Source organism: Desulfitobacterium sp. (genome assembly GCF_982384815.1).
The window spans coordinates 16,452-38,772 of the sequence record NZ_CEVWNY010000007.1; the positions used below are offsets into that span (position 1 = coordinate 16,452).

The 22,321-nt window shown below is 45.6% G+C and carries 18 protein-coding genes; 1 reads left to right on the top strand and 17 read right to left on the bottom strand.

What is annotated here, in order from left to right:
- Positions 1-80: 80 nt before the first annotated feature.
- The 9 genes from AC1U9U_RS02425 to ftsE all read right to left on the bottom strand — a co-directional run bounded on the left by AC1U9U_RS02425 (position 81) and on the right by ftsE (position 12,959).
- Complete coding sequence (locus tag AC1U9U_RS02425) at positions 81-749, bottom strand: GntR family transcriptional regulator (protein ID WP_479958962.1); 669 nt, start codon at positions 747-749, stop codon at positions 81-83.
- 273 nt (positions 750-1,022) lie between these two features.
- A complete protein-coding gene (gene uvrA / locus AC1U9U_RS02430; protein WP_479958963.1) occupies positions 1,023-3,845 on the bottom strand; it encodes an excinuclease ABC subunit UvrA in 2,823 nt (940 codons plus the stop codon).
- A gap of 112 nt (positions 3,846-3,957) precedes the next feature.
- Positions 3,958-5,961 carry an excinuclease ABC subunit UvrB gene (uvrB, locus tag AC1U9U_RS02435; RefSeq protein ID WP_479958964.1) on the bottom strand — a complete coding sequence of 668 codons (2,004 nt, stop codon included), beginning with the start codon at positions 5,959-5,961 and terminating at the stop codon, positions 3,958-3,960.
- Positions 5,962-6,098: 137 nt separating this feature from the next.
- Complete coding sequence (locus AC1U9U_RS02440; RefSeq protein ID WP_479958965.1) at positions 6,099-7,511, bottom strand: sugar ABC transporter substrate-binding protein; 1,413 nt, start codon at positions 7,509-7,511, stop codon at positions 6,099-6,101.
- 226 nt (positions 7,512-7,737) lie between these two features.
- Positions 7,738-8,772: a hypothetical protein gene (locus AC1U9U_RS02445; RefSeq protein ID WP_479958966.1), complete on the bottom strand. Its 1,035-nt coding sequence runs from the start codon at positions 8,770-8,772 to the stop codon at positions 7,738-7,740.
- 133 nt (positions 8,773-8,905) lie between these two features.
- Positions 8,906-10,093 (bottom strand): S41 family peptidase, encoded by a 1,188-nt coding sequence (locus AC1U9U_RS02450; protein ID WP_479958998.1) that lies wholly within the window; start codon positions 10,091-10,093, stop codon positions 8,906-8,908.
- Between the two features lie 137 nt (positions 10,094-10,230).
- On the bottom strand, positions 10,231-11,364 hold the full coding sequence (locus tag AC1U9U_RS02455; protein ID WP_479958967.1) for a murein hydrolase activator EnvC family protein: 1,134 nt from the start codon (positions 11,362-11,364) through the stop codon (positions 10,231-10,233).
- 34 nt (positions 11,365-11,398) lie between these two features.
- Positions 11,399-12,283, bottom strand: coding sequence for a permease-like cell division protein FtsX (gene ftsX / locus AC1U9U_RS02460; protein WP_479958968.1), 885 nt, complete (start codon positions 12,281-12,283; stop codon positions 11,399-11,401).
- Positions 12,273-12,959, bottom strand: coding sequence for a cell division ATP-binding protein FtsE (ftsE, locus tag AC1U9U_RS02465; RefSeq protein WP_479958969.1), 687 nt, complete (start codon positions 12,957-12,959; stop codon positions 12,273-12,275). Before ftsE ends, ftsX begins: the two co-directional genes overlap by 11 nt.
- A gap of 234 nt (positions 12,960-13,193) precedes the next feature.
- Between ftsE and AC1U9U_RS02470 the strand changes: the two genes are divergently transcribed.
- Complete coding sequence (locus AC1U9U_RS02470) at positions 13,194-13,460, top strand: hypothetical protein (RefSeq protein WP_479958970.1); 267 nt, start codon at positions 13,194-13,196, stop codon at positions 13,458-13,460.
- A gap of 206 nt (positions 13,461-13,666) precedes the next feature.
- On the opposite strand, the gene AC1U9U_RS02475 is transcribed toward AC1U9U_RS02470, so the two are convergent.
- From AC1U9U_RS02475 to AC1U9U_RS02510, 8 genes are all read right to left on the bottom strand, one after another.
- Positions 13,667-14,602 (bottom strand): transketolase family protein, encoded by a 936-nt coding sequence (locus AC1U9U_RS02475; protein ID WP_479958971.1) that lies wholly within the window; start codon positions 14,600-14,602, stop codon positions 13,667-13,669.
- Positions 14,595-15,425 (bottom strand): transketolase, encoded by an 831-nt coding sequence (locus AC1U9U_RS02480; RefSeq protein ID WP_479958972.1) that lies wholly within the window; start codon positions 15,423-15,425, stop codon positions 14,595-14,597. Before AC1U9U_RS02480 ends, AC1U9U_RS02475 begins: the two co-directional genes overlap by 8 nt.
- Before the next feature lie 245 nt (positions 15,426-15,670).
- Positions 15,671-16,778 (bottom strand): peptide chain release factor 2 gene (gene prfB / locus AC1U9U_RS02485; protein ID WP_479958973.1). Its coding sequence is split into 2 segments (ribosomal slippage): positions 15,671-16,708 and positions 16,710-16,778, totalling 1,107 coding nucleotides; the frame shifts between segments, so codons are not numbered across the junction.
- Positions 16,779-16,818: 40 nt separating this feature from the next.
- A complete protein-coding gene (secA, locus tag AC1U9U_RS02490; RefSeq protein WP_479958974.1) occupies positions 16,819-19,320 on the bottom strand; it encodes a preprotein translocase subunit SecA in 2,502 nt (833 codons plus the stop codon).
- Positions 19,321-19,616: 296 nt separating this feature from the next.
- Positions 19,617-20,144 carry a ribosome hibernation-promoting factor, HPF/YfiA family gene (gene hpf / locus AC1U9U_RS02495; RefSeq protein WP_479958975.1) on the bottom strand — a complete coding sequence of 176 codons (528 nt, stop codon included), beginning with the start codon at positions 20,142-20,144 and terminating at the stop codon, positions 19,617-19,619.
- Positions 20,145-20,520: 376 nt separating this feature from the next.
- Positions 20,521-20,718 (bottom strand): cold-shock protein, encoded by a 198-nt coding sequence (locus tag AC1U9U_RS02500; protein WP_479958976.1) that lies wholly within the window; start codon positions 20,716-20,718, stop codon positions 20,521-20,523.
- A gap of 216 nt (positions 20,719-20,934) precedes the next feature.
- On the bottom strand, positions 20,935-21,654 hold the full coding sequence (locus tag AC1U9U_RS02505; RefSeq protein ID WP_479958977.1) for an amino acid ABC transporter ATP-binding protein: 720 nt from the start codon (positions 21,652-21,654) through the stop codon (positions 20,935-20,937).
- Positions 21,641-22,315, bottom strand: a complete 675-nt coding sequence (locus AC1U9U_RS02510) for an amino acid ABC transporter permease (protein WP_479958978.1) — start codon at positions 22,313-22,315, stop codon at positions 21,641-21,643. Before AC1U9U_RS02510 ends, AC1U9U_RS02505 begins: the two co-directional genes overlap by 14 nt.
- Positions 22,316-22,321: the final 6 nt, after the last annotated feature.

Genomic DNA, 22,321 nt, shown 5'->3' on the forward strand with positions numbered 1-22,321 from the left:
GAAATCATATACAAAAAGGACCAGCCTCTTGGCCGGTCCCTTTCAGATTAAAAATGAGCCCGAAATAGTAATCAGGAATCCTACGTTACCTCATTGACCTCGCGATATTGTTGTGAGTAATACTTCCAATCATTTTCAATATGTTTGCGAATCATTAATTCAGCATTTTGAGGATCTTTAAGCAATAAAGCCTCTACAATAGCCTTATGTTCCGTCAAGTAATCCCAAGGTCTTGAATATACCTTAAGCTCTGTATTTCTAGCTAGTATACTCAGGGAACGAATTTTATCGGCGATTTCAATGAGCCTGTTATTTCCACTGATTCGGATGATTTGATCATGAAACATCGTATTTAACTCCACAATCCGTTCCGATTCCCTACGTTCATAGGCTGATTCCGCCTCTTGCACTAACTGCCTAAGTTCTTCAATTTCTTGATCTTTGATCTTAAGAGCTGCTAAATATCCGGCATAGGGTTCTATAGCAATCCGGCATTGATAGATTTCCTCGATATCCTCTACCTCCATGGGATTGACCATGGTTCCCGATCCATTATCCATGGTCACTACCAATCCATCCTGCTCCAACATACGTAACGCTTCCCGAACCGGACTCCGACTGACCTCGAGTTCTTGGGCCAGTTTTTGCTCCAACAGTCGTTCCCCCGGACGATATTTTCCGGTAAGGATTGATTCCCGCAAAATTTGATAAACCTGTAGATGAAAGGGCATAGTCTTAACAACTACCAAGAACGTTCACCTCCTATCCTAGATGTATTTAGTAGACCAATATGCTTCTGCGAGTACCTTGTCGACCGCCTACTTATTTAGGTTATTCGGCCCTTTTCCTGCGACTCCTGCAACAGCAAAAAATTTATTTGCCTAAATCTATATTGGCTGCTCATCGGCAAACAAGCAAATTATTCCCCGAGTATATGCTCATCTTAAGATAATTATACAGTACAAAAGTTGAGCTATTAACTCAACTTTCGTACCACGATTATATTTGTGCATTCGGTTAATTTACCTTAAATACTTCTTTAAAAATTTCCCGGTATAAGACTTAGAGCAAGCAGCGACTTCCTCGGGAGTCCCGGTAATGACCACCCGGCCACCTTTGTTGCCGCCTTCGGGCCCAAGATCGATAAGGTAGTCCGCGGTTTTAATCACATCGAGGTTATGCTCGATGACCAGAACCGTATCCCCACCCTCCACTAGGCGATGGAGAACTTCCAGTAACCGATCTACATCGGCCATATGCAAGCCTGTGGTGGGTTCATCCAGAATATAGATAGTTTTACCGGTGCTGCGGCGGCTAAGCTCCGTAGCCAATTTAATCCGCTGGGCTTCCCCACCGGAAAGGGTGGTAGCCGGTTGACCGAGGCGAATATAGCCCAATCCCACATCCTGGAGGGTTTGCATCTTGCGGAGAATCCTCGGTACCGCTTGGAAAAATTCCACCGCTTCATCTACCGTCATTTCCAGGATCTCCGCAATGCTTTTTCCCTTATACTTAACTTCCAGAGTCTCCCGATTATAACGTTTGCCCCGGCAAACTTCACAGGGGACATAAACATCCGGAAGAAAATGCATTTCGATCTTAATAATGCCGTCGCCTTTGCAGGCCTCACAACGACCGCCTTTGACATTGAAGCTAAAGCGCCCGGTGGTGTAGCCACGCATCTTGGCCTCAGGAGTAAGGGAGAAAAGCTCCCTGATATAATCAAAGACTCCAGTGTAGGTGGCTGGATTAGAGCGCGGCGTCCTGCCGATGGGAGATTGGTCGATATCAATGACCTTATCCAGATGCTCTAAGCCTTCAATACTTTTATAGCTGCCGGCTCGCAGCTTGGTGGCTCGGTTGAGGGTTGTCGCCAAGGTCTTATAGATGATCTCATTGACTAAAGTACTTTTGCCGGAACCGGATACCCCTGTCACTACATTAAAAACACCCAAGGGGATGCGAACATTGATATTTTTAAGATTATTTTCACTGGCTCCTTTAACCTCCAGCCACTTGCCGTTAGGTTGTCTTCGCTCGGCAGGAACGGAAATTTTTCGGGTACCGTTCAGGTATTGACCAGTGATGGAATTAGGATTGGCTTTTATCTCGTTGATGGTTCCTTCTGCAATGATTCGTCCCCCATGAGCTCCTGCTCCAGGACCGATATCAATGATGTGATCTGCCGCCAACATAGTATCTTCATCATGTTCAACCACTAGCAAAGTATTACCCAAGTCTCTTAGACGCTCTAAGGTCCCTAAGAGCTTTTCATTATCTCTCTGATGCAAACCAATGCTGGGTTCATCAAGTACATAGAGAACGCCGGTCAGGCTGGAACCAATCTGGGTAGCCAGGCGTATGCGTTGAGCTTCGCCACCGGAGAGGGTCCCGGCTGCTCGGTGAAGGGTGAGATATTCTAAACCCACATTGATTAAAAATCCTAATCTTTCCCGAATCTCTTTGAGAATTTGACGAGCGATGGTCTCCTCTTTTTCACTGAGTTGAAGCCGATTAATAAACTCCAAGGCTTCAGTGATAGGCAAACGGGTATAATCATCGATAGACAATTCACCTATCTTCACCGCTAAGGCTTCCGGTTTAAGACGTTTTCCTTTACATTCAGGGCAAAGCCGGTCACCCATATATACTTCCATCTCCGAACGGACATAATCGGAAGAGGATTCTTTATAGCGCCGTTCTAGATAAGGAATTACCCCTTCAAAAGGTCCGGAATGAACCTTTGCTTTATCATCGAAAAAACTCATAAACTTAAACTTTATTGGTGTTTCAATTCCATAAAGGAGCCCCTGCCACTGCTCTTGGTCAAGCTCCTCCAAAGGAGTGTCCATCGTAAAGCCGAGAACTTCACTGACAGCCGTCAACAAAGAAGGATAGTAACTGGATTGGGATTTGGCCCAGGGGGCAATGGCCCCTTCTTTGAGGGAAAGTTTTTTATTAGGTATGATTAAATCAACATCAAATTCTAGATTAGATCCCAAACCGGTACAAGTGGGGCAGGCACCGAAGGGACTATTAAAGGAAAACAGACGGGGAGAAACTTCTTCGAGGGCAATACCGCAATCGGGGCAAGCAAAATTCTCACTAAAAAGAATTTCTTTTTCACCGATTATATCCACAAGGACGTTTCCCTCCCCGAGTTTTAAGGATGTTTCCAAGGAGTCGGCCAAACGTACCGCACTTTCGGGTTTTAAGGAAATCCGGTCGATAACCACTTCGATAGAATGTTTTTTATTCTTCTCCAGTTTAATCTCTTCACTTAAATCCCGATTTTCACCATCCACCCGTACCCGGACATAGCCTGCCTTCCGGGCCTCATCCAAAACTTTTACATGCTCGCCCTTTTTCCCTTTTACTAAGGGTGCCAGAATCTGCAGTTTTGTTCGCTCGGGATAGGCCATAACCTCATCCACCATCTGCTGGACCGTTTGTTGGGTGATTTCCCTATCGCATTTCGGGCAATGGGGATGGCCGATCCGGGCAAAGAGCAAACGCAGATAGTCATAGATTTCGGTTACCGTCCCCACAGTAGAGCGAGGGTTGCGATTAGTGGTTTTTTGGTCAATGGAGATGGCTGGGGAAAGCCCTTCAATGTAATCCACATCGGGCTTGTCCATTTGCCCTAGAAACATCCGGGCATAAGAAGATAAGGACTCCACATAGCGGCGTTGACCCTCAGCGTAGATAGTGTCAAAGGCCAGGGAGGACTTCCCGGAGCCGGAAAGTCCCGTAACTACCACCAGCTTGTCCCTGGGGATGTCTACGTTAATATTCTTAAGATTATGGGCGCGGGCGCCCCGGACTTTAATATAATTTTGGGTCATAAGGTCCTCCTCGGTAAAGATTAGGTTTTTGCTTTAGGGTTATGACTTTGTAGATAGTGGATGCCAACTGTTTTATGAAACAAGGAACCTGTCCCCCTGTTTCACCCCTGTTTCATTTCTTCTTGCGGGTGCGGCCTTGGGTGGGGCGCTTGTATTTGTTCTCTTCTCCTTTAAGCTCGATAATGGCATCCCGGATTTCGGCAGCTCGTTCAAAGTCCATATCCCGGGCGGCTAAGCGCATTTCCTGCTCAAGGCTCTTAATAAGCTCGGCCAATTCTTCCGGAGGCATTTTCGGCCCATAGGCGGCTCTCTTTTCCGCGACCTTGGTGGCTTCCGGAGCTTCATAGATTTTCTTGCGAATGGTTTGAGGGATGATGCCCATTTTTTCGTTATGGGCCTGCTGAATAGCCCGGCGGCGATTGGTTTCATCGATCGCTATTTTCATGGATTTCGTAATTTGATCGGCGTACATAATTACTTTACCCTGGGCATTCCGGGCGGCACGACCAATGGTCTGAATCAGAGAACGTTCCGCCCGCAGAAAACCTTCTTTATCAGCATCAAGAATGGCTACTAAGGATACTTCCGGAAGGTCCAAGCCCTCCCGCAGGAGATTGATTCCCACAATAACATCGATTTTTCCTAAGCGCAATTCACGCAGGATCTCTACCCTTTCCAAGGTGGTAATATCAGAGTGAAGATACTTAACCGCCATGTTCAGGTTTTTAAAATAATCGGTTAGATCCTCGGCCATCTTTTTGGTGAGGGTCGTAACAAGAACCCGCTCATCCCGCTCAATCCTTTGGTTGATTTCTCCGATCAGATCGTCAATCTGACCCTTTGTCGGTCTAACCGAAATTTCCGGATCCAATAAGCCGGTGGGGCGGATAATTTGCTCAACGATCTCCGGACAATTCTCTAACTCATAGGGTCCGGGAGTGGCACTGATATAAACCCTTTGGGGAACAAATTTTTCAAACTCAGCGAATTTCAAGGGTCGGTTATCCAAAGCAGAAGGTAATCTAAAACCAAACTCTACCAGAGTGGTTTTTCGGGAACGGTCACCTTCATACATTCCCCGCACTTGAGGTAATGTAACATGGGATTCATCGATCATCATCAAGAAATCCTCAGGGAAAAAGTGCAAGAGGGTATAGGGAGTCTCTCCCGGTTCACGGAAAGTTAAATGTCGCGAGTAATTTTCAATACCGTTACAGAAGCCCATTTCTCGCAGCATCTCTAAGTCATAGCGAGTCCTCTGCTCCAGACGTTGAGCCTCCAGAAGCTTATTTTCGGACTTTAACAGTTTGAGCCGTTCCGCCAATTCTAGCTCGATATTATCTGCTGCCAGGAGCACTTTATCGCGGGCGGTGACATAGTGGGAGTTCGGAAAAATTGAAACATGTTTTCGTTCCCCCAGGATCTCGCCGGTGAGAACATTGATCTCAAAGATATGTTCGATCTCATCACCAAACATTTCGATGCGAACCGCATTTTCACTGGAGCCGGCAGGATAGACTTCCACTACATCCCCGCGAACACGGAAGGTGCCGCGCTGAAAAGCCACATCATTGCGATCATACTGGATGGATATCAACCTTTTTAAAATTTCGTTGCGATCGATTTCTTGTCCTTGGCGTAAGGATACCATCAGATCCCGATACTCTTCCGGAGAGCCTAAACCATAGATACAGGATACACTGGCCACAACAATCACATCGCGGCGTTCAAAGAGTGCCGCAGTGGCTGAGTGGCGTAGCTTTTCAATCTCATCATTGATTGAGGCATCCTTCTCGATATAGGTATCACTGGAGGGAACATAGGCCTCCGGCTGATAATAATCATAATAGCTGACAAAGTATTCAACGGCATTTTCCGGAAAAAACTCTTTAAACTCGCTATAAAGCTGAGCTGCTAAGGTTTTATTATGGGCAAGGATCAAGGTTGGGCGCTGGATTTTTTGAATAATATTGGCCATGGTAAAGGTCTTGCCGGAACCCGTTACCCCCAACAAGGTTTGATGACGGTTGCCCGCCTTTATACTTTGGACCAGAGCATCAATCGCTTGCGGCTGATCCCCGGCCGGCTTGTAAGGGGCATGTAAACAAAACTCCATGTGTGCTCTAATCTCCTTTCATAGCTTCAAATAATTCCAAACTAGATTATAACATTTCTTTCCCGAAAACAAAACAAAAAAGCCGAAAATATGTTCGGCTTTTTTAATATTTTTTGATAACTGTTTTTGGAAATTAACTACTGGTTCCCTTTATTATTTCCTCCGGAACCACTATCACCTTCACCGCTTTTACTGCTATCTTTCTTTCCCTGCTCCTGATCCCCCTGCTGCTTTTGCTGCTGTTCCTGGAGAAGCATTTCCGGTGGAATGGTTCGAACCTGATCATTGGCACTTTTTTCAGTACCTAAAACATTACCTTTTTCGTCTAGATATTCGCGGATAATCTCGGTATGAATCTTTTCCGTAACCTTCTTCACCCCTTGGGGCATTGTACCCCCACCCTGGCCCTGGGAAGAACCGCTTTGGCCCTGCTCCTTACCCTGTTTATCATCACCTGCCGCACCTTTATTGCCATTGCCTTTATCCTCTTTACTCTTATCTTCTTTGTTCTTATCTTTGGATTCTTCTTTTTTCTGTTCCAGTTCCTTTCGGGCTTCCGCAGCCTTCGTATAGCTTTTTTGAATCAAGGCAAGATTTTCGGAAGTTACGGTTTTAACAGGGATAATTTTGGCTGCTACTTCCCCTTTGTCGCCGGTTATGGATTCGTTGATTTCTAAAGATTGCTTATCCATGAGTTTTTGTGCCCATTGGAAGGCATTAACACCTTGTACATAGGGTGCTGTATCAATATCTGCTATTTGGCCGCCGGCGGCAATCCGCTTAAGTGAGTTGGGATTGGCTTGTCCACCCATTAGTTGAATCTTTTCATTCAGTTTCATAGACTTTAGCAGCTCATAAGCTTGAGCAGCTAATTTCTCATTCTGGGCACAGACGACTTTTACCCGGCCGGAATTCTTCTGTAGGTATTCCATCAGTCCTTGAACAGCAATTGTTTCCGATTCCGGCGGGTTAGTAATGCTATGTACAGTAAGCTTTGGATTATTGCCTATCTCCCGGCGAAAGGATGCTAAGGTCAACTGAGCCACCGGGTCATCAGCCTCACCTTGTAAATAAACAACTTCTCCTTCGGAGACCCTGCCTTTAACTTGTTGGGCCATTAAATTCCCCACTTGTTCCGGGTCAGGTAAAATAATCCCTTTAGCCTTAACATCAGAAGGTAGCCCGTTTAAGGCGAGAATCGGAATTTTATCCCCATCGGCGTTTTTGAGAGTAGACTTTTCTCCTGCCTGGTATATAAGAACTTTCGCATCCTTGAGAGCATCTGCACTCCCTTGGTCCTTTTTAGTTAAGACTTTAACCTCCAGATCTTCTTTCTCCGCCATTTCTTGGATGCCTAATAAAAACATGTCTTTGTTCGGATCCTCCTCGTTAAGGGCTACCGCAATAATTTTCTTCTCCTCTTTTGAGGAGGATTTGCTTGAAGTCTTTTCTTTATTGCCTGTTAGGTTGCCGATTAAACTCTGAAAATTACAGCCGGTTAATATTAGGCACACGAGCAACAACATTACGATCCCAAATATTTTTTTCATGGAGCACGCTCCTTTCCGCCGTGAAAAAAGATCCTTTACCGTGTTTAGAACGACACCATATGTTGCATGTCATACTGAGCGATCAGTGAAGTATCTTGACCCCAAAATCTTACTGCAATCTAAATAAGCAAAAAGCACCCTTTGTTGGTGCTTTTCATAGCTATAAATTATTCTTCCCTTGATATAAAGAAATATGAAAGCTAAATGTTGTAAAACTTAATCACTTTTACGAATCCTTTTTGTTCATATCTTTCAATATAGAACTCAATAAGTCTACTTTCATTTTATCTACTTGATCAAAATCAACTGTTTCGGTGTATAGGGATTTTAACTGATCCCGTGAGGTTTGGGTTTCAAGAAGTGCTTCCTTTAAGAAAGTGCTGAAGGGGCGGCCCAGGCCTTGGTCCCCAAGGCACTCCGGGTCTCCTTGCCATATCGCTAATTTTCTCTCTGGAAATACAATCCCCAAAATTTCATCAGGATAAAGTGGGTGTAAAACAATATCGATAACCTGCCCCAGTTGCTCAGCCTCATTTAAGACCCATTCCATCGCTTCATAGGCTTCCTCACCGTCGAAACGAATCTGGTCAAAGTCTGCTAAAAAATATGGAGCAAGGTTCAGCCAGTCGGCCGTAGTAATGCCATGGAGAAAAAAAGATTGAACAGCACTTTTTTGAATTTTTTTCAAGGCATCTTGGGCCTTACTCCAGGGTCCTTTAGCCTCTTTAAATAAATTTAACCCGTGAAGCTTCGGCAGCCAGGGTTTACCACTCTCACTAGCGCCCTGGTGATAGTGCTTTTCCCGTAATCTTTCCCCAAACTCTTCGGCAAGTATTTCACCCACCTGCTGCTGACTTTTTTTAAGTTTACCTTCCAGATTGAGAATCCTTTGTCTTTTTTGCCCTAGTTTCTTTAAATCACAGACTTTGCTAAAATCCACAAAGTGTTCGACCAGCCCCGGGGCACGCCAGTAGAGCGGCGTAGTTTCATAGGAATCAAGCAATGCCCAGTTGGTTCGGCGAATTAATACCCCCGCCATGGAATCCGGATCCCACGCAGAACGTAGGAAGTCTACCTCGTATCCACGATCAAGGAGATCCAACCCAATCATTTTGATCAAGGTAGATTTCCCTGTTCCCGGTCCACCTATTAGGACATAAGTTCGTTCCCATTCTGACATCATGTTGGGCAGAAGCGATATGTAACCGCGATTGGTTATTCCCTCTGCAAAGTAATGCCGCCCATTGGGTTTATTCGCCATGTCCTTCCCCCCTGAAAATATGCTTGCCGTGTAGTGTATGCAAAAAGGTGCTCAGGGGTCACACAACCGCAAATAAATGAGACAAGGGACCTGTTCACCTGTTCCCTTGTCTCAAAGCATTATATATGCTGTTTTATTTTATTTGCTGACGCAGTACTTTAACTGCTTCCGTAAGCTGTGTGTCGAATTTAGAGGTTGTAGGGGTTAGAGTTGCTTCTTCTCCTTTTTTCAATTCCACTTTAACATCCGGCTCAATACCCTTTTTATGAATATCTATTTTGTTAGGGGTAAGATACTTAGCGGTAGTCAGCTTCACACTGGTTCCACTGTCCAGTTGGTAAATGGTCTGGACGATACCTTTACCAAAGGTTTTTACGCCAACTAAAGTTCCGGTGCCCCGGTCTCTAATAGCTCCGGAAACAATTTCCGCAGCGGAAGCACTTTCTTCGTTAACTAAAACCACAAAAGGAATGCCTAAATAGTTACTCTCGGAAGCCTTGGTTATGGTATTGCCGCTTTTATCCACGATATAGACGATGGGGCCCGGTTGAACAAAATAACTGGCCACACCTACGGCGGATTCTAATTCTCCCCCATGGTTATAGCGGAGATCAAGGATTATCCCTTTATATCTATCAATCTTCATATTCTTCAATACTTCGTTCAGTTCAAGGGCCGTATTGGAGGAAAACTGGGAAATACCTATGTAAGCGATATCCGGGTTTCCAGGAAGAGTAAGCCCTTCAACGGTTGGAACCGCAATATTTTCCCGAGTTAGAGGAACGGTTACATTTTGTTTGGTGCTTTCTCGATAAACCACTAGGGTTACTTTAGTCCCAGGTTCCCCGCGCATTAAGGAGACTGCTTTGTCTTGATCTATAGTGGCAGCATCCACGTCATCGATCTTCACAATTATATCTCCGGGTTGGAGCCCGGCCTTAGCAGCAGGGGTATTCTTGATGGGTCTTAAAACTACAAGCTTTTGGGGATCTTTTAAACTTAAGATAATCCCTACCCCACCGAATTTTCCTTCAATTTGCTGCATTAGCTCCTCATTTTCTTTGGCATTCATATAGACTGAGTAGGGGTCCCCGAGGGAGTCTACAATTCCTTTGGTTGCTCCATCAATCAAAGTGCCTGCCGACACATCTTCTAAATAATCACTTTTTATTAGTTGGACAACCCGAGCAAAACGCCCGACATGGTCAAGATTTGTTAGGATGAATCCTCCAACAATTGTCGTAAAAAGCAAACTTACAATGACCAAAACCCAGCCCAGGTTTTTTAAATATTCTTTCCATCTACTCTCCCGCAAACCCATACCCCTTCCTACGCTGATCTCCCAATTTTTAAGCTGTTTGCTTGGGACGCTGTCTAACCATTGACTCATCTCTTAATTCGGCAGGAGATAAGTGGCGGTTCTTTTGCTATTATATGCCTATCCACCTCAAGACATACTTATTTATAAAATTGCATAGGATCCGTTGACTCACCATTGACCCGGACTTCAAAGTGCAGGTGGGCACCGGTACTCCAACCGGTAGAACCAACATAGGAAATTACATCTCCGGCCTTCACCATATCGCCAACCTTGACACCCAGCTTGGAGTTATGGCCATAGAGAGTAGTATAGCCGCCACCATGGTCGATAATCACGGCGTTACCGTAGGCACCATACCAGCCCGCCATAATAACTTCGCCATTTCCGGCAGCCAGGACTTTGGTACCGCTAGGGGCTGGTAAGTCTGTTCCCGTATGCAAGCTCTTCTTCTTGGTAATCGGGTGAATCCGCCAACCATAAGCGTCGCTCACCTCATAATGCCCGGGCAAGGGATAGGTATTAATTGTCCCATGAACTACTCCGGAATTAGACGTAAGTTTACGGATTTTATCGGCGATGGCCTTGGAATCCGCTTCCATCTGAGCAATTTGATCAAAAATATCATTTTGCGCTTTTTTATTAGTATTGAGTGCGGCTTGATGTTCCCGATTCTTCGCGTCAAGTTCGGCCTTTGCTTGTTCAGCTTCCGCTTTTAGCTTGGCTACTTCGTCCCGGTGAGCTTGCAAGGCCTTGGTTTCCTCTTCAATCCGTGCTTTTTCCTCACTAATATCGGTGAGGATCTTTTGATCGTTAGCCACCAAGCGATTAAAATACTCTAAACGAGTGATAAAATCGCTTAAACTCTCTGCTTCTAAAACGATCTCCAAATAGCTGACCTGACCGGTCTGATAAATTTCCTTAACGCGCTTGCGCAATACCTCTTGGCGATGAGCCAGCGCTTCCTCTCGTTCTTTCAGTGCCTGTTCAGAAAGAGCAACGGCCTCCACCGCTTGACTATAGGCCACTTCCTTAGCCTTCAAGGTGTTCTGGGCCACGGCAATTTGCGTGGATAAATCCTTAATTTGTTTCTGCAGCTTATCCGCTGTATAGGTCAGCTTATTTAACTCACTTCGCGCCTGTTCTTCCCGCTGCTGCAAATTTTTTTGTTCCTTAATCGCATCTTCCAGCTCATCTGCCTGGAGTGGAATAACCGAGCCGCCAAGCAACACAGTTGTAAGCAAAAGGGCAACAGCCCCTTTTCTTTTGTACATACTCCTTCCTCCTTCTTAAAAACTCAAAAAGAATTCATACTTTTAGAAATCTGCGCAAGGAAATGACGCTGCCGATTGCCCCTATTCCCATGCCAACTAAGATTAATGTGCCCAGGACCTTCCAGATCATCATTGATTCATTAACAACGGGCATAAAGGTCAAAGTTGCTTGGATGTATTGGGCAAGCCAATCATAACCAAACCCGACAATTAAAATGGCAAAGAGTCCCCCGACCAATCCTAAAATTATTCCTTCAAGGACAAAGGGCCAGCGAATAAAGGCATTGCTCGCTCCTACCAGACGCATTATTTCAATCTCTTTACGGCGAGAAAACACATTCATCTTGATATTCAGAGAAATTAGGATAATAGATGCCACCGCAAAAATTATTACAATTGTCATTCCCGCCCAGCGCAGCCAATTGGTAAATTTCAACAGAGGTTCAATTATGTCCTTACCATAAACCACATTGTCCACACCGGTTAGCTTAGTAATTCTATCCGCCACCTCTTGAACCTGCCGAGGGTCTACTACATGAACTGTGTACTTATCAGGAAAAGGGTTAGTGTCCCCTAAGTCAGAAACAATCGAAGTGGATTTCGTGGACTTGGCAAAGTTCCGCAAGGCCTGTTCCTTAGGGACAAGCTCAATTGACTCTACCCCGTCTAAACCTTTCAGCTTTTCCCCTAAAGCTGCAACCTTATCCTGAGTTAAATCGTCTTGGGCAAAGACCGCAATTTCTAATTCAGATTCAAAATCACTGGCTAGATTTGAAGCATTAAGCAAAAAGAAAACCGAAGCTCCTAAGATGATCAATGAAATCATAACTGTAAGCACAGATGCAAGGCTTAACCACAGGTTTCTGCGAATAGAATTGCCCACTTCGCAGAATATGTATTCCACAGAATTAAATGCCATAGCCATATGCCCCCTGCTTCTCGTCCCGGGCAACCTTACCCTCTTCAATAGCTATGACACGTTTCTGCATTTGGTCGACAATATCGCGAGCATGGGTAGCCATAACAATGGTTGTTCCCCTGCGGTTAATATTGTAGAGCAGCTCCATTATCTCCCAGGCAGTCTCCGAATCCAAGTTTCCCGTGGGTTCGTCCGCTACCAAGAGAGCCGGATTATTAACAATTGCTCTCGCCACGGCGACCCTTTGCTGTTCCCCGCCGGATAATTCATGAGGAAAAGCCTTCTCTTTATGAGCTAAACCAACCAGCTCCAAAATCTTCTTAGTCCGGATCTTGACCTCTTTTCTACCTACACCGATTACTTCCAAGGCAAAGGCTACATTTTCATAGGCTGTTTTATTGGGAAGGAGCCGAAAATCCTGAAAAATAACTCCTATGTCTCTACGAAACTTGGGAACCTCGCGATCCCGCATCCGAATCATATTTCTGCCATTCATAACTACTTGACCACGGGTTGGCAATTCCTCACGATAGAGCAAACGAATAAGGGTTGATTTACCTGCCCCGCTAGGTCCCACCAGAAAAATGAACTCCCCATTGTCAATTTTTAGACTAATATCGACAAGGGCTCTGGCACCGTTCGGATAAATTTTTGATACATTCGTCAATTGGATCATTATTACCCTAGCCCTCCTTGAATTTTGCCCAGCTCTTTATCCAAACCATTTAGTTTATTCGACATTGGGTAGGGATTTCCTGTTATAAAATCGAATACTCGACTAAAAACTTGCCATTCGTGGTAAGTTGGCGGACTGCTCCAAAAATGACCATGTTCCTATGCAGGATTAGGACAGTCCCTCCGCGAAGGTGTTAGGTACTCAATTTGATTTTAAGGAGTGTAATCTACGGCTATGAAAAATCCCTGTGGTACTACGAAAGCCAATATTTTAGCACAAAGTTCGGTCCAAGGCATTCCTTTATATTTTGGAACCGGGGTTAACCCCGTTAATTCCCCGGCCCAATTTTTCGTTGCTTGGGGAAAAAATGCTTTACGTGATGGCCTAATTCGTACTTTTAACCACGAAACTACCGAGGATGGATTTCTCTGGTTTATTGATGAGGATGAGGCTGAGGAGAAATTTTTGACACTACAAAGGGTCCTTAGTCAACAAAAATAAAAAGCACTCCTATAAGTGCTTGCCCTGGAAAAGATTCTTCGCACATGCTCAGGATGACAGGTACAAAAAAAGCAGGGAATTGCCCCTGTGCAATTCCGAAAGGGAAGATTATCCCCCATTCGGAACGACACAGAGGTCGTTCCCTACAAGCAATACAAATAAAATGAAACAAGGGACCTGTCCCCTTGTTTCACAGGGGGCGTTCCCTACTTTTTGGCTATGACTGCTCGAACAGCTTCAATTACTTCCTTCTTTGTTAGGCCATACTTCTCTAATAATTCGAGAGGACGCCCGGATTCGCCGAAGGTATCCATAATACCGACCCGGAGCATCGGGGTGGGAGCATTTTCCCCTAAAACTTCTGCCACGGCACTGCCCAAACCGCCGATGATATTGTGTTCTTCGGCAGTAACTACGGCACCGGTCTTCTTGGCATAAGCAATAATGGTGTCCTTATCTAGGGGTTTTACAGAGGCCACATTGACTACAGCTACGTTAATTCCCTCCTGCTCTAGTTCCTGGGCAGCTTCTAAAGCAGCATTTACCATAACTCCATTAGCAAAAATTACGCTGTGTTCCCCTTCCCGGAGGACATTGGCCTTGCCGATCTCAAATTTATAATTTTCGTCAAATAAAAGAGGAACATCCAAACGCCCCATCCGAATATAGACCGGTCCCTCGTACTGAGCAGATGCTATAATAGCCTGACGGGTTTCTTCGCCATCAGCGGGAACCAAAACAGTCATATTGGGAAGGGCCCGCATAATCGCTACATCTTCCACCGCTTGGTGAGACCCTCCGTCTTCTCCGACAGTTACTCCCGCATGGGTGGCAGCAATCTTCACATTTAACTTAGGATAAGCAATGGAATTGCGAATTTGTTCAAAGGCTCGTCCGGTAGCAAAAACGGCAAAAGTACTGGCGAAAGGAATTTTTCCAGTGGTAGCTAACCCGGCAGCAGTCCCCATCAGATTTGCTTCGGCGATTCCCATATTAAAGAACCGTTCCGGATAATGTTTGGCAAAATCAGCAGTCTTAGTGGATTTGGATAAATCGGCATCAAGTACCACAATATCTTTGTTCTCTTCTCCTAAAGCCACTAAAGCCTTCCCGTAGGCTTCCCGTGTTGCTTGTTTAATCAAGGTGAGCCGCCTCCTCTCTTAATTCCTTCAGGGCTTCTTCAGCTTGTTCTGCATTAGGCGCGTTGCCATGCCAGCCTACTTGGTTTTCCATAAAGGATACCCCTTTACCCTTAATGGTCTTGGCAATGAGGATAGTCGGCTTTCCCTTTACTTCTTTGGCTTCAGCGAAGCCGGCCAAAAGGCCGGCCATATCATGACCGTCCACCTCAATTACATGCCAACCGAAGGCCCGCCACTTATCAGGTAAAGGATCGGAGGACATAACATTTTCCGTGGTACCATCAATTTGTAAACCATTATAATCAAGAATGGCAGTTACATTGTCCAGCTTGTAATGAGCGGCGGCCATAGCGGCCTCCCACACTTGGCCTTCTGCCATTTCACCATCACCTAAGAGCACATAGACCCGAAAATCTTTTTTATCCAGTTTTCCTGCCAAAGCCATGCCATTAGCAGCCGATAACCCCTGTCCTAAAGATCCTGTAGACATATCTACCCCAGGCACCTTTTTCATATCGGGGTGACCCTGTAGAATCCGGCCGGTTTGCCGCAATCCGAGTATTTCCTCTTTGGGGAAAAATCCTTTTTCCGCCAAAGCCGCGTAGAGAACCGGAGCAGCGTGGCCCTTCGCTAAAACAAAGCGGTCCCGATCAGGCCATTGGGGTTCCTCCGGTTTAACTCTCATTTCCTGAAAATACAATACGGCGAGTACGTCTGCAGAAGATAAACTACCGCCGGGATGACCGGATTTGGCCGGCAAAAGCATCGTTATAATATCTTGACGTATTTGATTAGCCTGGCGTTTCAAATCAAGAACGTTCACGAGAATCCCTCCTCTAAATTCATTGTCATATTAATAAAGAGAACCGGCTAAGGAGCCATCCCTAGTGCGGTAAAGTATAAGTCTTCTTTATTATCCCATATAATGGGCGAAAAACTCGTTTTACAACAGTGCATTCAATAACTACTGAAAAGCGTATATGTTATCTGTCATCCTGAACAGAGTGAAGGCTCTTCTCAGGAGGACATTGGAATAAGGCTTGGCTCTTTACGCCAAGCCTTATCTTCTTATTTTAAGGTTTTAGTTTTCTGTAGATAGGCAGCGATAAATTCATCGATCTCCCCATCCATAACTGCACCCGTATTGGCTGTCTCCTCATTGGTTCGATGATCCTTAACCATATTGTAAGGATGGAAGACATAAGAGCGAATCTGGCTTCCCCAAGCTATTTCCTGCTGTTCGCCGCGAATCTCGGAAATTTCCTCCTCCTGCTGCTTACGTTTAAGCTCCAAAAGTTTGGCTTGCAAAATCCGCATACAGTAAGCTCTATTCTGGATTTGGGAACGCTCACTTTGGGACTGAACCACAACCCCGGTGGGTAAGTGCGTGATTCGCACAGCGGAATCAGTCTTATTGACGTGCTGACCACCGGCTCCCCCGGAACGGTAGGTGTCAACTTTAAGCTCCTCCGGCGGAATAGGAATTTCTTCGCTGTCATTCATAACCTCCGGAATAACATCCACAGATGCAAAGGAGGTGTGGCGCCGTCCCGAAGCGTCGAAAGGTGAAATTCGCACCAGGCGATGGACCCCTTTTTCAGCTTTTAAATAGCCATAAGCATTTTCCCCCGAGAAGGAAAGGGTAGCACTCTTTACCCCCGCCTCATCCCCCGGTAAGAAATCCATGGTTTCGACCTTATAGCCGTGGCGTTCACCATAACGGATATACATCCGGTAGAGCATGGAGACCCAATCTTGGGCCTCGGTCCCCCCTGCTCCCGCATGAAGGGTCAGAATGGCATTATTCCGGTCATAGGTGCCGCTTAAAAGAATCTCCAGTTCTAAGATTCCGAGATGTTCCTTAAGGATCTTAATCCCTTCTTCAAGCTCCGGCTCTAAGGATTCATCTTTTTCCTCCACAGCCAACTGATAGAGGGTTAGCAGATCATCTAACTGTTGTTGTGAAGTGTAATAGGTTTTTACTTTTTCCTGCTGGTAAGAAAGCTCCTGCATAATCTTTTGCGCAGATTCCGGGTCATCCCAAAAATCCGGTCGTTGCAGTTCGATTTCTAATACACTGATTTTATCCTCACGCTGAGGGACGTCAAAGAGAGACCCTCAAATCTGCCAAGCGCGCTTCTAAGCTTTCCAGTTCTTTTTTCCACTCAAAAATCACTTAACTTTCACCACCTGAGTAATCTAACACCAACTAAAATTTATTCCGCCCCGCAGCATTTTTTATATTTTTTGCCGCTACCACAGGGACAAGGATCATTACGCCCGATCTGAGGGCCTTCATTATGAACAGGACGAGCTGCTTGTTCCTCATCCCGGTTAGTCCGGACACGTTGAGGCTCTTCCGGTTGCTGCTCCGTCACCTGGGGAGTTACCCTCATGATATAGCGAATGGCATCTTCTTGGATGGAGCTGATCATGCCCTGGAACATATCGTAGGCCTCACGGCGATATTCCACCAAAGGATTCTTTTGCCCATAAGCTCTAAGCCCGATGCCCTCCCGGAGCATATCCATAGCATCCAGGTGATCCATCCACTTTTTATCCACCACTTGCAGCATAACTGCCCGCTCGATTTCCCGCATAAGCTCTTCGCCGAAGGCGGTTTCCCGAGTTTTGTAGTGTTCCCGGGCTTTTTCCAGAAGCATCTCCGCAATTTCGTCTTTTTCCATATTAGCTACTTGATCGGCAGTAATATCATGGTTGGGCAAGAAGAGGTTTTCTACATACTCCAAGAAGCTATTCAGATCCCACTCCTCCGGGTAAGGGCTTTGGGCACTGAACATATCAACAGTTTCCCGTACGACTTTTTCCAGCATATCTTCAATGCTTTCCTTAATGTTCCCGCCCTTAAGAACTTGGAGACGTTGAGCATAAATTACTTCACGCTGGAGGTTCATGACATCGTCATAATCCAGGACGTGTTTCCGAATTTCAAAGTTCCGATTTTCCACACGCCGTTGGGCGGTTTCAACAGAACGGGAGATCATCTTAGAAGTAATGGGAACAGAATCATCCATACCCAATTTATCCATCATGCCCATAATGTTTTCCGCACCGAAGAGGCGCATGAGGTCATCCTCAAGAGAGAGGAAGAATTGAGAAGAACCCGGATCTCCTTGCCGTCCGGCCCGACCACGAAGCTGATTATCGATCCGGCGAGATTCATGACGCTCTGTTCCTATGATATGCAGACCACCTAGTTCGGCCACTCCTTCTCCGAGAATGATATCCGTACCGCGGCCTGCCATATTGGTGGCGATAGTAACCATGCCTCTTAAGCCCGCACCGGCAATGATTTCCGCTTCTTTTTCATGGTACTTGGCATTAAGGACTTGATGAGGGATACCGCGCCGTTCCAGCATCCCGCTTAAACGCTCGGATTTCTCAACGGATACGGTTCCGACCAGAACCGGTTGACCCTTTTTATGACGTTCAACAATCTCTTCAACTACTGCTTTAAACTTGCCTTCTTCCGTCCGATAAACCACGTCCGACAGATCCTGACGAATCATCGGTTTGTTGGTGGGAATCTCCACAACATCCAGCTTGTAGATCTTTTTAAACTCAGGTTCTTCAGTCATAGCGGTACCGGTCATGCCGGCAAGCTTTTCAAACATCCGGAAGTAGTTTTGGAAAGTGATGGTAGCCAAGGTTTGGGATTCTTTTTCAACCTTCACCTTTTCCTTAGCCTCAATGGCTTGGTGCAATCCTTCCGAATAACGGCGTCCAAACATAAGACGTCCCGTAAATTCGTCAACAATGATCACCTGGCCATCTTTTACCACATAGTCCCGGTCCCGTTTAAAGAGTGCGTGTGCTTTCAAAGCTTGGTTCACATGATGAGCCAATTCCGTATGCAAGTCATCAAAAAGATTTTCCACCCCAAGCATGGTTTCAACCCGGCTGACCCCCTGCTCCGTCAAGGTGACCACCCGGTCCTTTTCGTTGACATTATAATCATCTTCGGGTTTTAAGCGGGGAATAATCATAGCTACCCGGAAGTACAGCTCCGTAGGCTTGTCCGCTTCACCGGAAATAATTAATGGGGTCCGGGCTTCATCGATTAAAATTGAATCCACTTCGTCAACGATAGCATAATGCAATTCCCGTTGAACCAAGCCATCCGGTCTGGTCACCATGTTGTCCCGAAGGTAATCAAAACCAAATTCGTTATTGGTGCCATAGGTTATATCTGCAGCATAGCTTTCTCTACGCTGAGCATAGTTCAGACCATGCACAATAAGACCTACGGATAACCCTAGAAATTGGTGGATACGGCCCATCATCTCACTATCACGACGAGCCAGGTAGTCGTTGACAGTCACAATATGAACGCCGCGACCGGTCAGGGCATTTAGATAAGAGGGAAGAGTCGCTACCAGAGTTTTTCCTTCCCCGGTACGCATTTCGGCAATCCGGCCATCATGGAGAACCATGCCGCCAACGAGCTGAACATCATAATGTCTCTGACCAATAGTACGCCAAGAAGCCTCTCTAACCACGGCAAAAGCCTCCGGCAAGAGACTATCCAAGCTTTCCCCATTAGCCAGCCGCTCTTTAAATTCATCAGTTTTGGCACGTAGTTGTTCATCAGACAAGGCCTTGATCTCCGGCTCTAAAGAGTTGATCAAGTCCACCTTTTTTTGATACTTTCTAACCTCACGACCATTATCATCAAATAACCTATCAAAGAAACCCATCATTGACCACCTTTCCATCTGTCCAAGGGTATCAACTCATTTTATCATTACCATCTATTAGGTGCAACCCAATGCTGCCTGTTGATGCAGGAAAAATCCTCTGTTAAAATCTGTGGAAATGCCCGAAAATAACCATATAAGAGGACACGGTGGGAAATGAAGTTCTGTCCCATACAAAAAAGTAGGGAATTGCCCCTGTGCAATTCCGAAAAGGGAGATTGAACCCTTTCGGAACGACACAGAGGTCGCTCCCTACAAAATTAGCAAAGAATCTAAATTAGCGGGTGGTCCTTGAATCACTCTTCGGGTTCCAGTAAGCCGTAGTCCCCACTTCTCCGCTTATAAACCACATTGATAACGTTGGTATCCATGTTGGTAAAAGCATAGAAATTATGCCCAACCAAGTTCATTTGCATGATAGCTTCTTCAATGGACATGGGTTTGGTCCCAAACTTCTTATGTCGGACAACTTCCTCAGATTCTTCCTCAAAAACGACCGGATGCTCTATTTCATGATCTTTCAACACCTTGGAACGCATACGTTTGTTAATACGGGTCCGGTACTTATCGATTTGACGTTCCAGCTTTTCTACGACCAGGTCAATCGAGGCATACATATCGCCGCTTTCTTCTTCCCCCCGCAAAATCATGCCATGAATAGGGGCAGTTACCTCAACCCGATGCCGACCTTCCTCCACTAGTAGGGTTACTTTAACATCCATAAACTCATCCGAATATTTTTCTAGTTTGCCTACCCTTTTTAAAACATATTCTTTTAGGGCATCGGTTACTTCCATTTGTTTGCCGCGAACACTGATGTTCATAGTAAAACCCCCTTAAAATCTGCTTATTGAACGAGACTTCCTTCGGGGGGAATTTAAACCCCACTGAAGGTTAGTCGAGTCCATACCGGACTTAACCGCTCTTTAACTAACGCATCCTTGCCGCATAAGGCGAAACCCTCATCCCGGTTTCGTCACCGGATACTTTCGGCCTCTAGAGGCGCTGCTCTTAGGGCAGATTAGTCTCAGTGATAATAATATTCCCGCTTCTCTTAAAAAATCCTTCCAGATCTTTCTTCATTTTAAAACTTTTTAAGGAGTAAAAAAAGAGAATCGTTGTAAATTGTTCCAACAATCCTCTCTTTTATACATGTAACCTGATTTTCTTATTATGCGGATTTAAGGCGAAATTATTCTCTTATCTAGCCTGTACGTTTGATGCTTGTTCTCCACGGGGTCCTTGGACTATATCAAATTCTACTCCTTGACCTTCCTCAAGGGTTCGGAAACCATCACCGACGATGGAAGAAAAATGAACAAAAATATCTTGCCCATGATCCCCTTCAATAAATCCGTACCCTTTTTGTTTGCTGAACCACTTTACTTTACCAAGCACTAAAAAATACCTCCTTGATCACCGTAACAAACTTCGCATATGCGAAGCAGTCTCTTAAGAAGGATGCCCAGTATAAAGATGATCTAAACCTAAACGCGCTAACTTTTGGGAAACTTTCCTTGAAAAGATCCTTCGCATTTTGATATTTTTTCCCTTAGACAAATAAAAATGCTAACGCCCAAATACCAAGCATTAGCATTAAGTCTGTTGATGATTTTAGAGAATTTTACTTAGGAAGGACCTGGTACGGGGATTCTGAGGATTGCCAAAGAGCTTCTCCGGAGGACCCTCCTCCATGATGACTCCTTCGTCCATGAAAATAACCCGGTCTCCCACTTCCCGGGCAAAGCCCATTTCGTGGGTAACCACCACCATAGTCATCCCTTCCTGAGCAAGGTCCTTCATTACCGCTAAAACTTCCCCGACCATCTCCGGATCAAGGGCGGAAGTGGGTTCATCAAAGAGCATGACTTTAGGACGCATGGCCAGAGCGCGGGCAATGGCTACCCGTTGCTGCTGTCCACCGGAGAGGCGATCGGGATATTCATCTGCCTTATCCTCCAGCCCAACCTTTTTCAGAAGTTCGCGAGCAGCATCTATTGCTTCTTGCTTATTAGTCTTACGAACAATTTCCGGCGCTAAGGCGATATTTTCCAAAGCCGTCTTATGGGGAAATAGGTTGAACCGTTGAAAAACCATCCCCACCTCCCGGCGAATCTCATTGACATTGGCTTCGGAGTTTAAGGGGATACCATCGATAATTATTTCCCCGTATGTGAGTTCTTCCAGCTTATTAAGGCAACGCAAAAAAGTACTTTTACCGGAGCCACTGGGGCCGATAACACAAACGACCTCTTTCTCCTTAATGTGGCAGTCGATCCCCCGTAAAACCTCCAGCTTACCGAAGTGTTTATGCAAATTCTTAACGGTTATCACTCTTACCGAGCCTCCTTTCTGTGTAATTGACAAAGCGAGAAAGGATCAGGGTCATAACTAGGTAGAACAATGCTACTTCAAAATAAATGACAAAGGGTTGATAAGTTCGACTGACAATAAGCTTTCCTGTATACATAAGGTCCTGCAAAGCAATGATGGACACAAGTGAGGAATCTTTAAGCAAAGCAATAAATTCATTGCCCAGTGGAGGGATAACTCGCTTAAAAGCCTGGGGAAGAATAATATAACGCATTGCTTGAGCCTGGCTCATGCCCAAGGAACGAGCGGCCTCGGTCTGCCCACGGTCGATAGACTGAATCCCGGCACGAAAGATCTCAGCAATATAGGCTCCCGAGTTAAGGCCCATGGCCCCAATCCCGGCAATAAAAGCGTAGTTATCAGGAATCTGGAAACCAAAGATTTGCGGTACGGCAAAATACGCCATGAGGATTTGTACCAGAAGTGGTGTCCCTCTAAAAAAGTCAATATAGGCAATTGCCAAGCCGCGCAGTACGCGACTATTGGATAAGCGCATCAGAGACATAAACAAACCGATTACAATACCCATGGCCACAGCCCCAGCTGTCAGTTCAAGGGTAATTACCGTCCCTTTAAGCAAAGGCACAAGGCTCTGCCCCAACAGTTCCCAACGGAGTTCCACATCCAC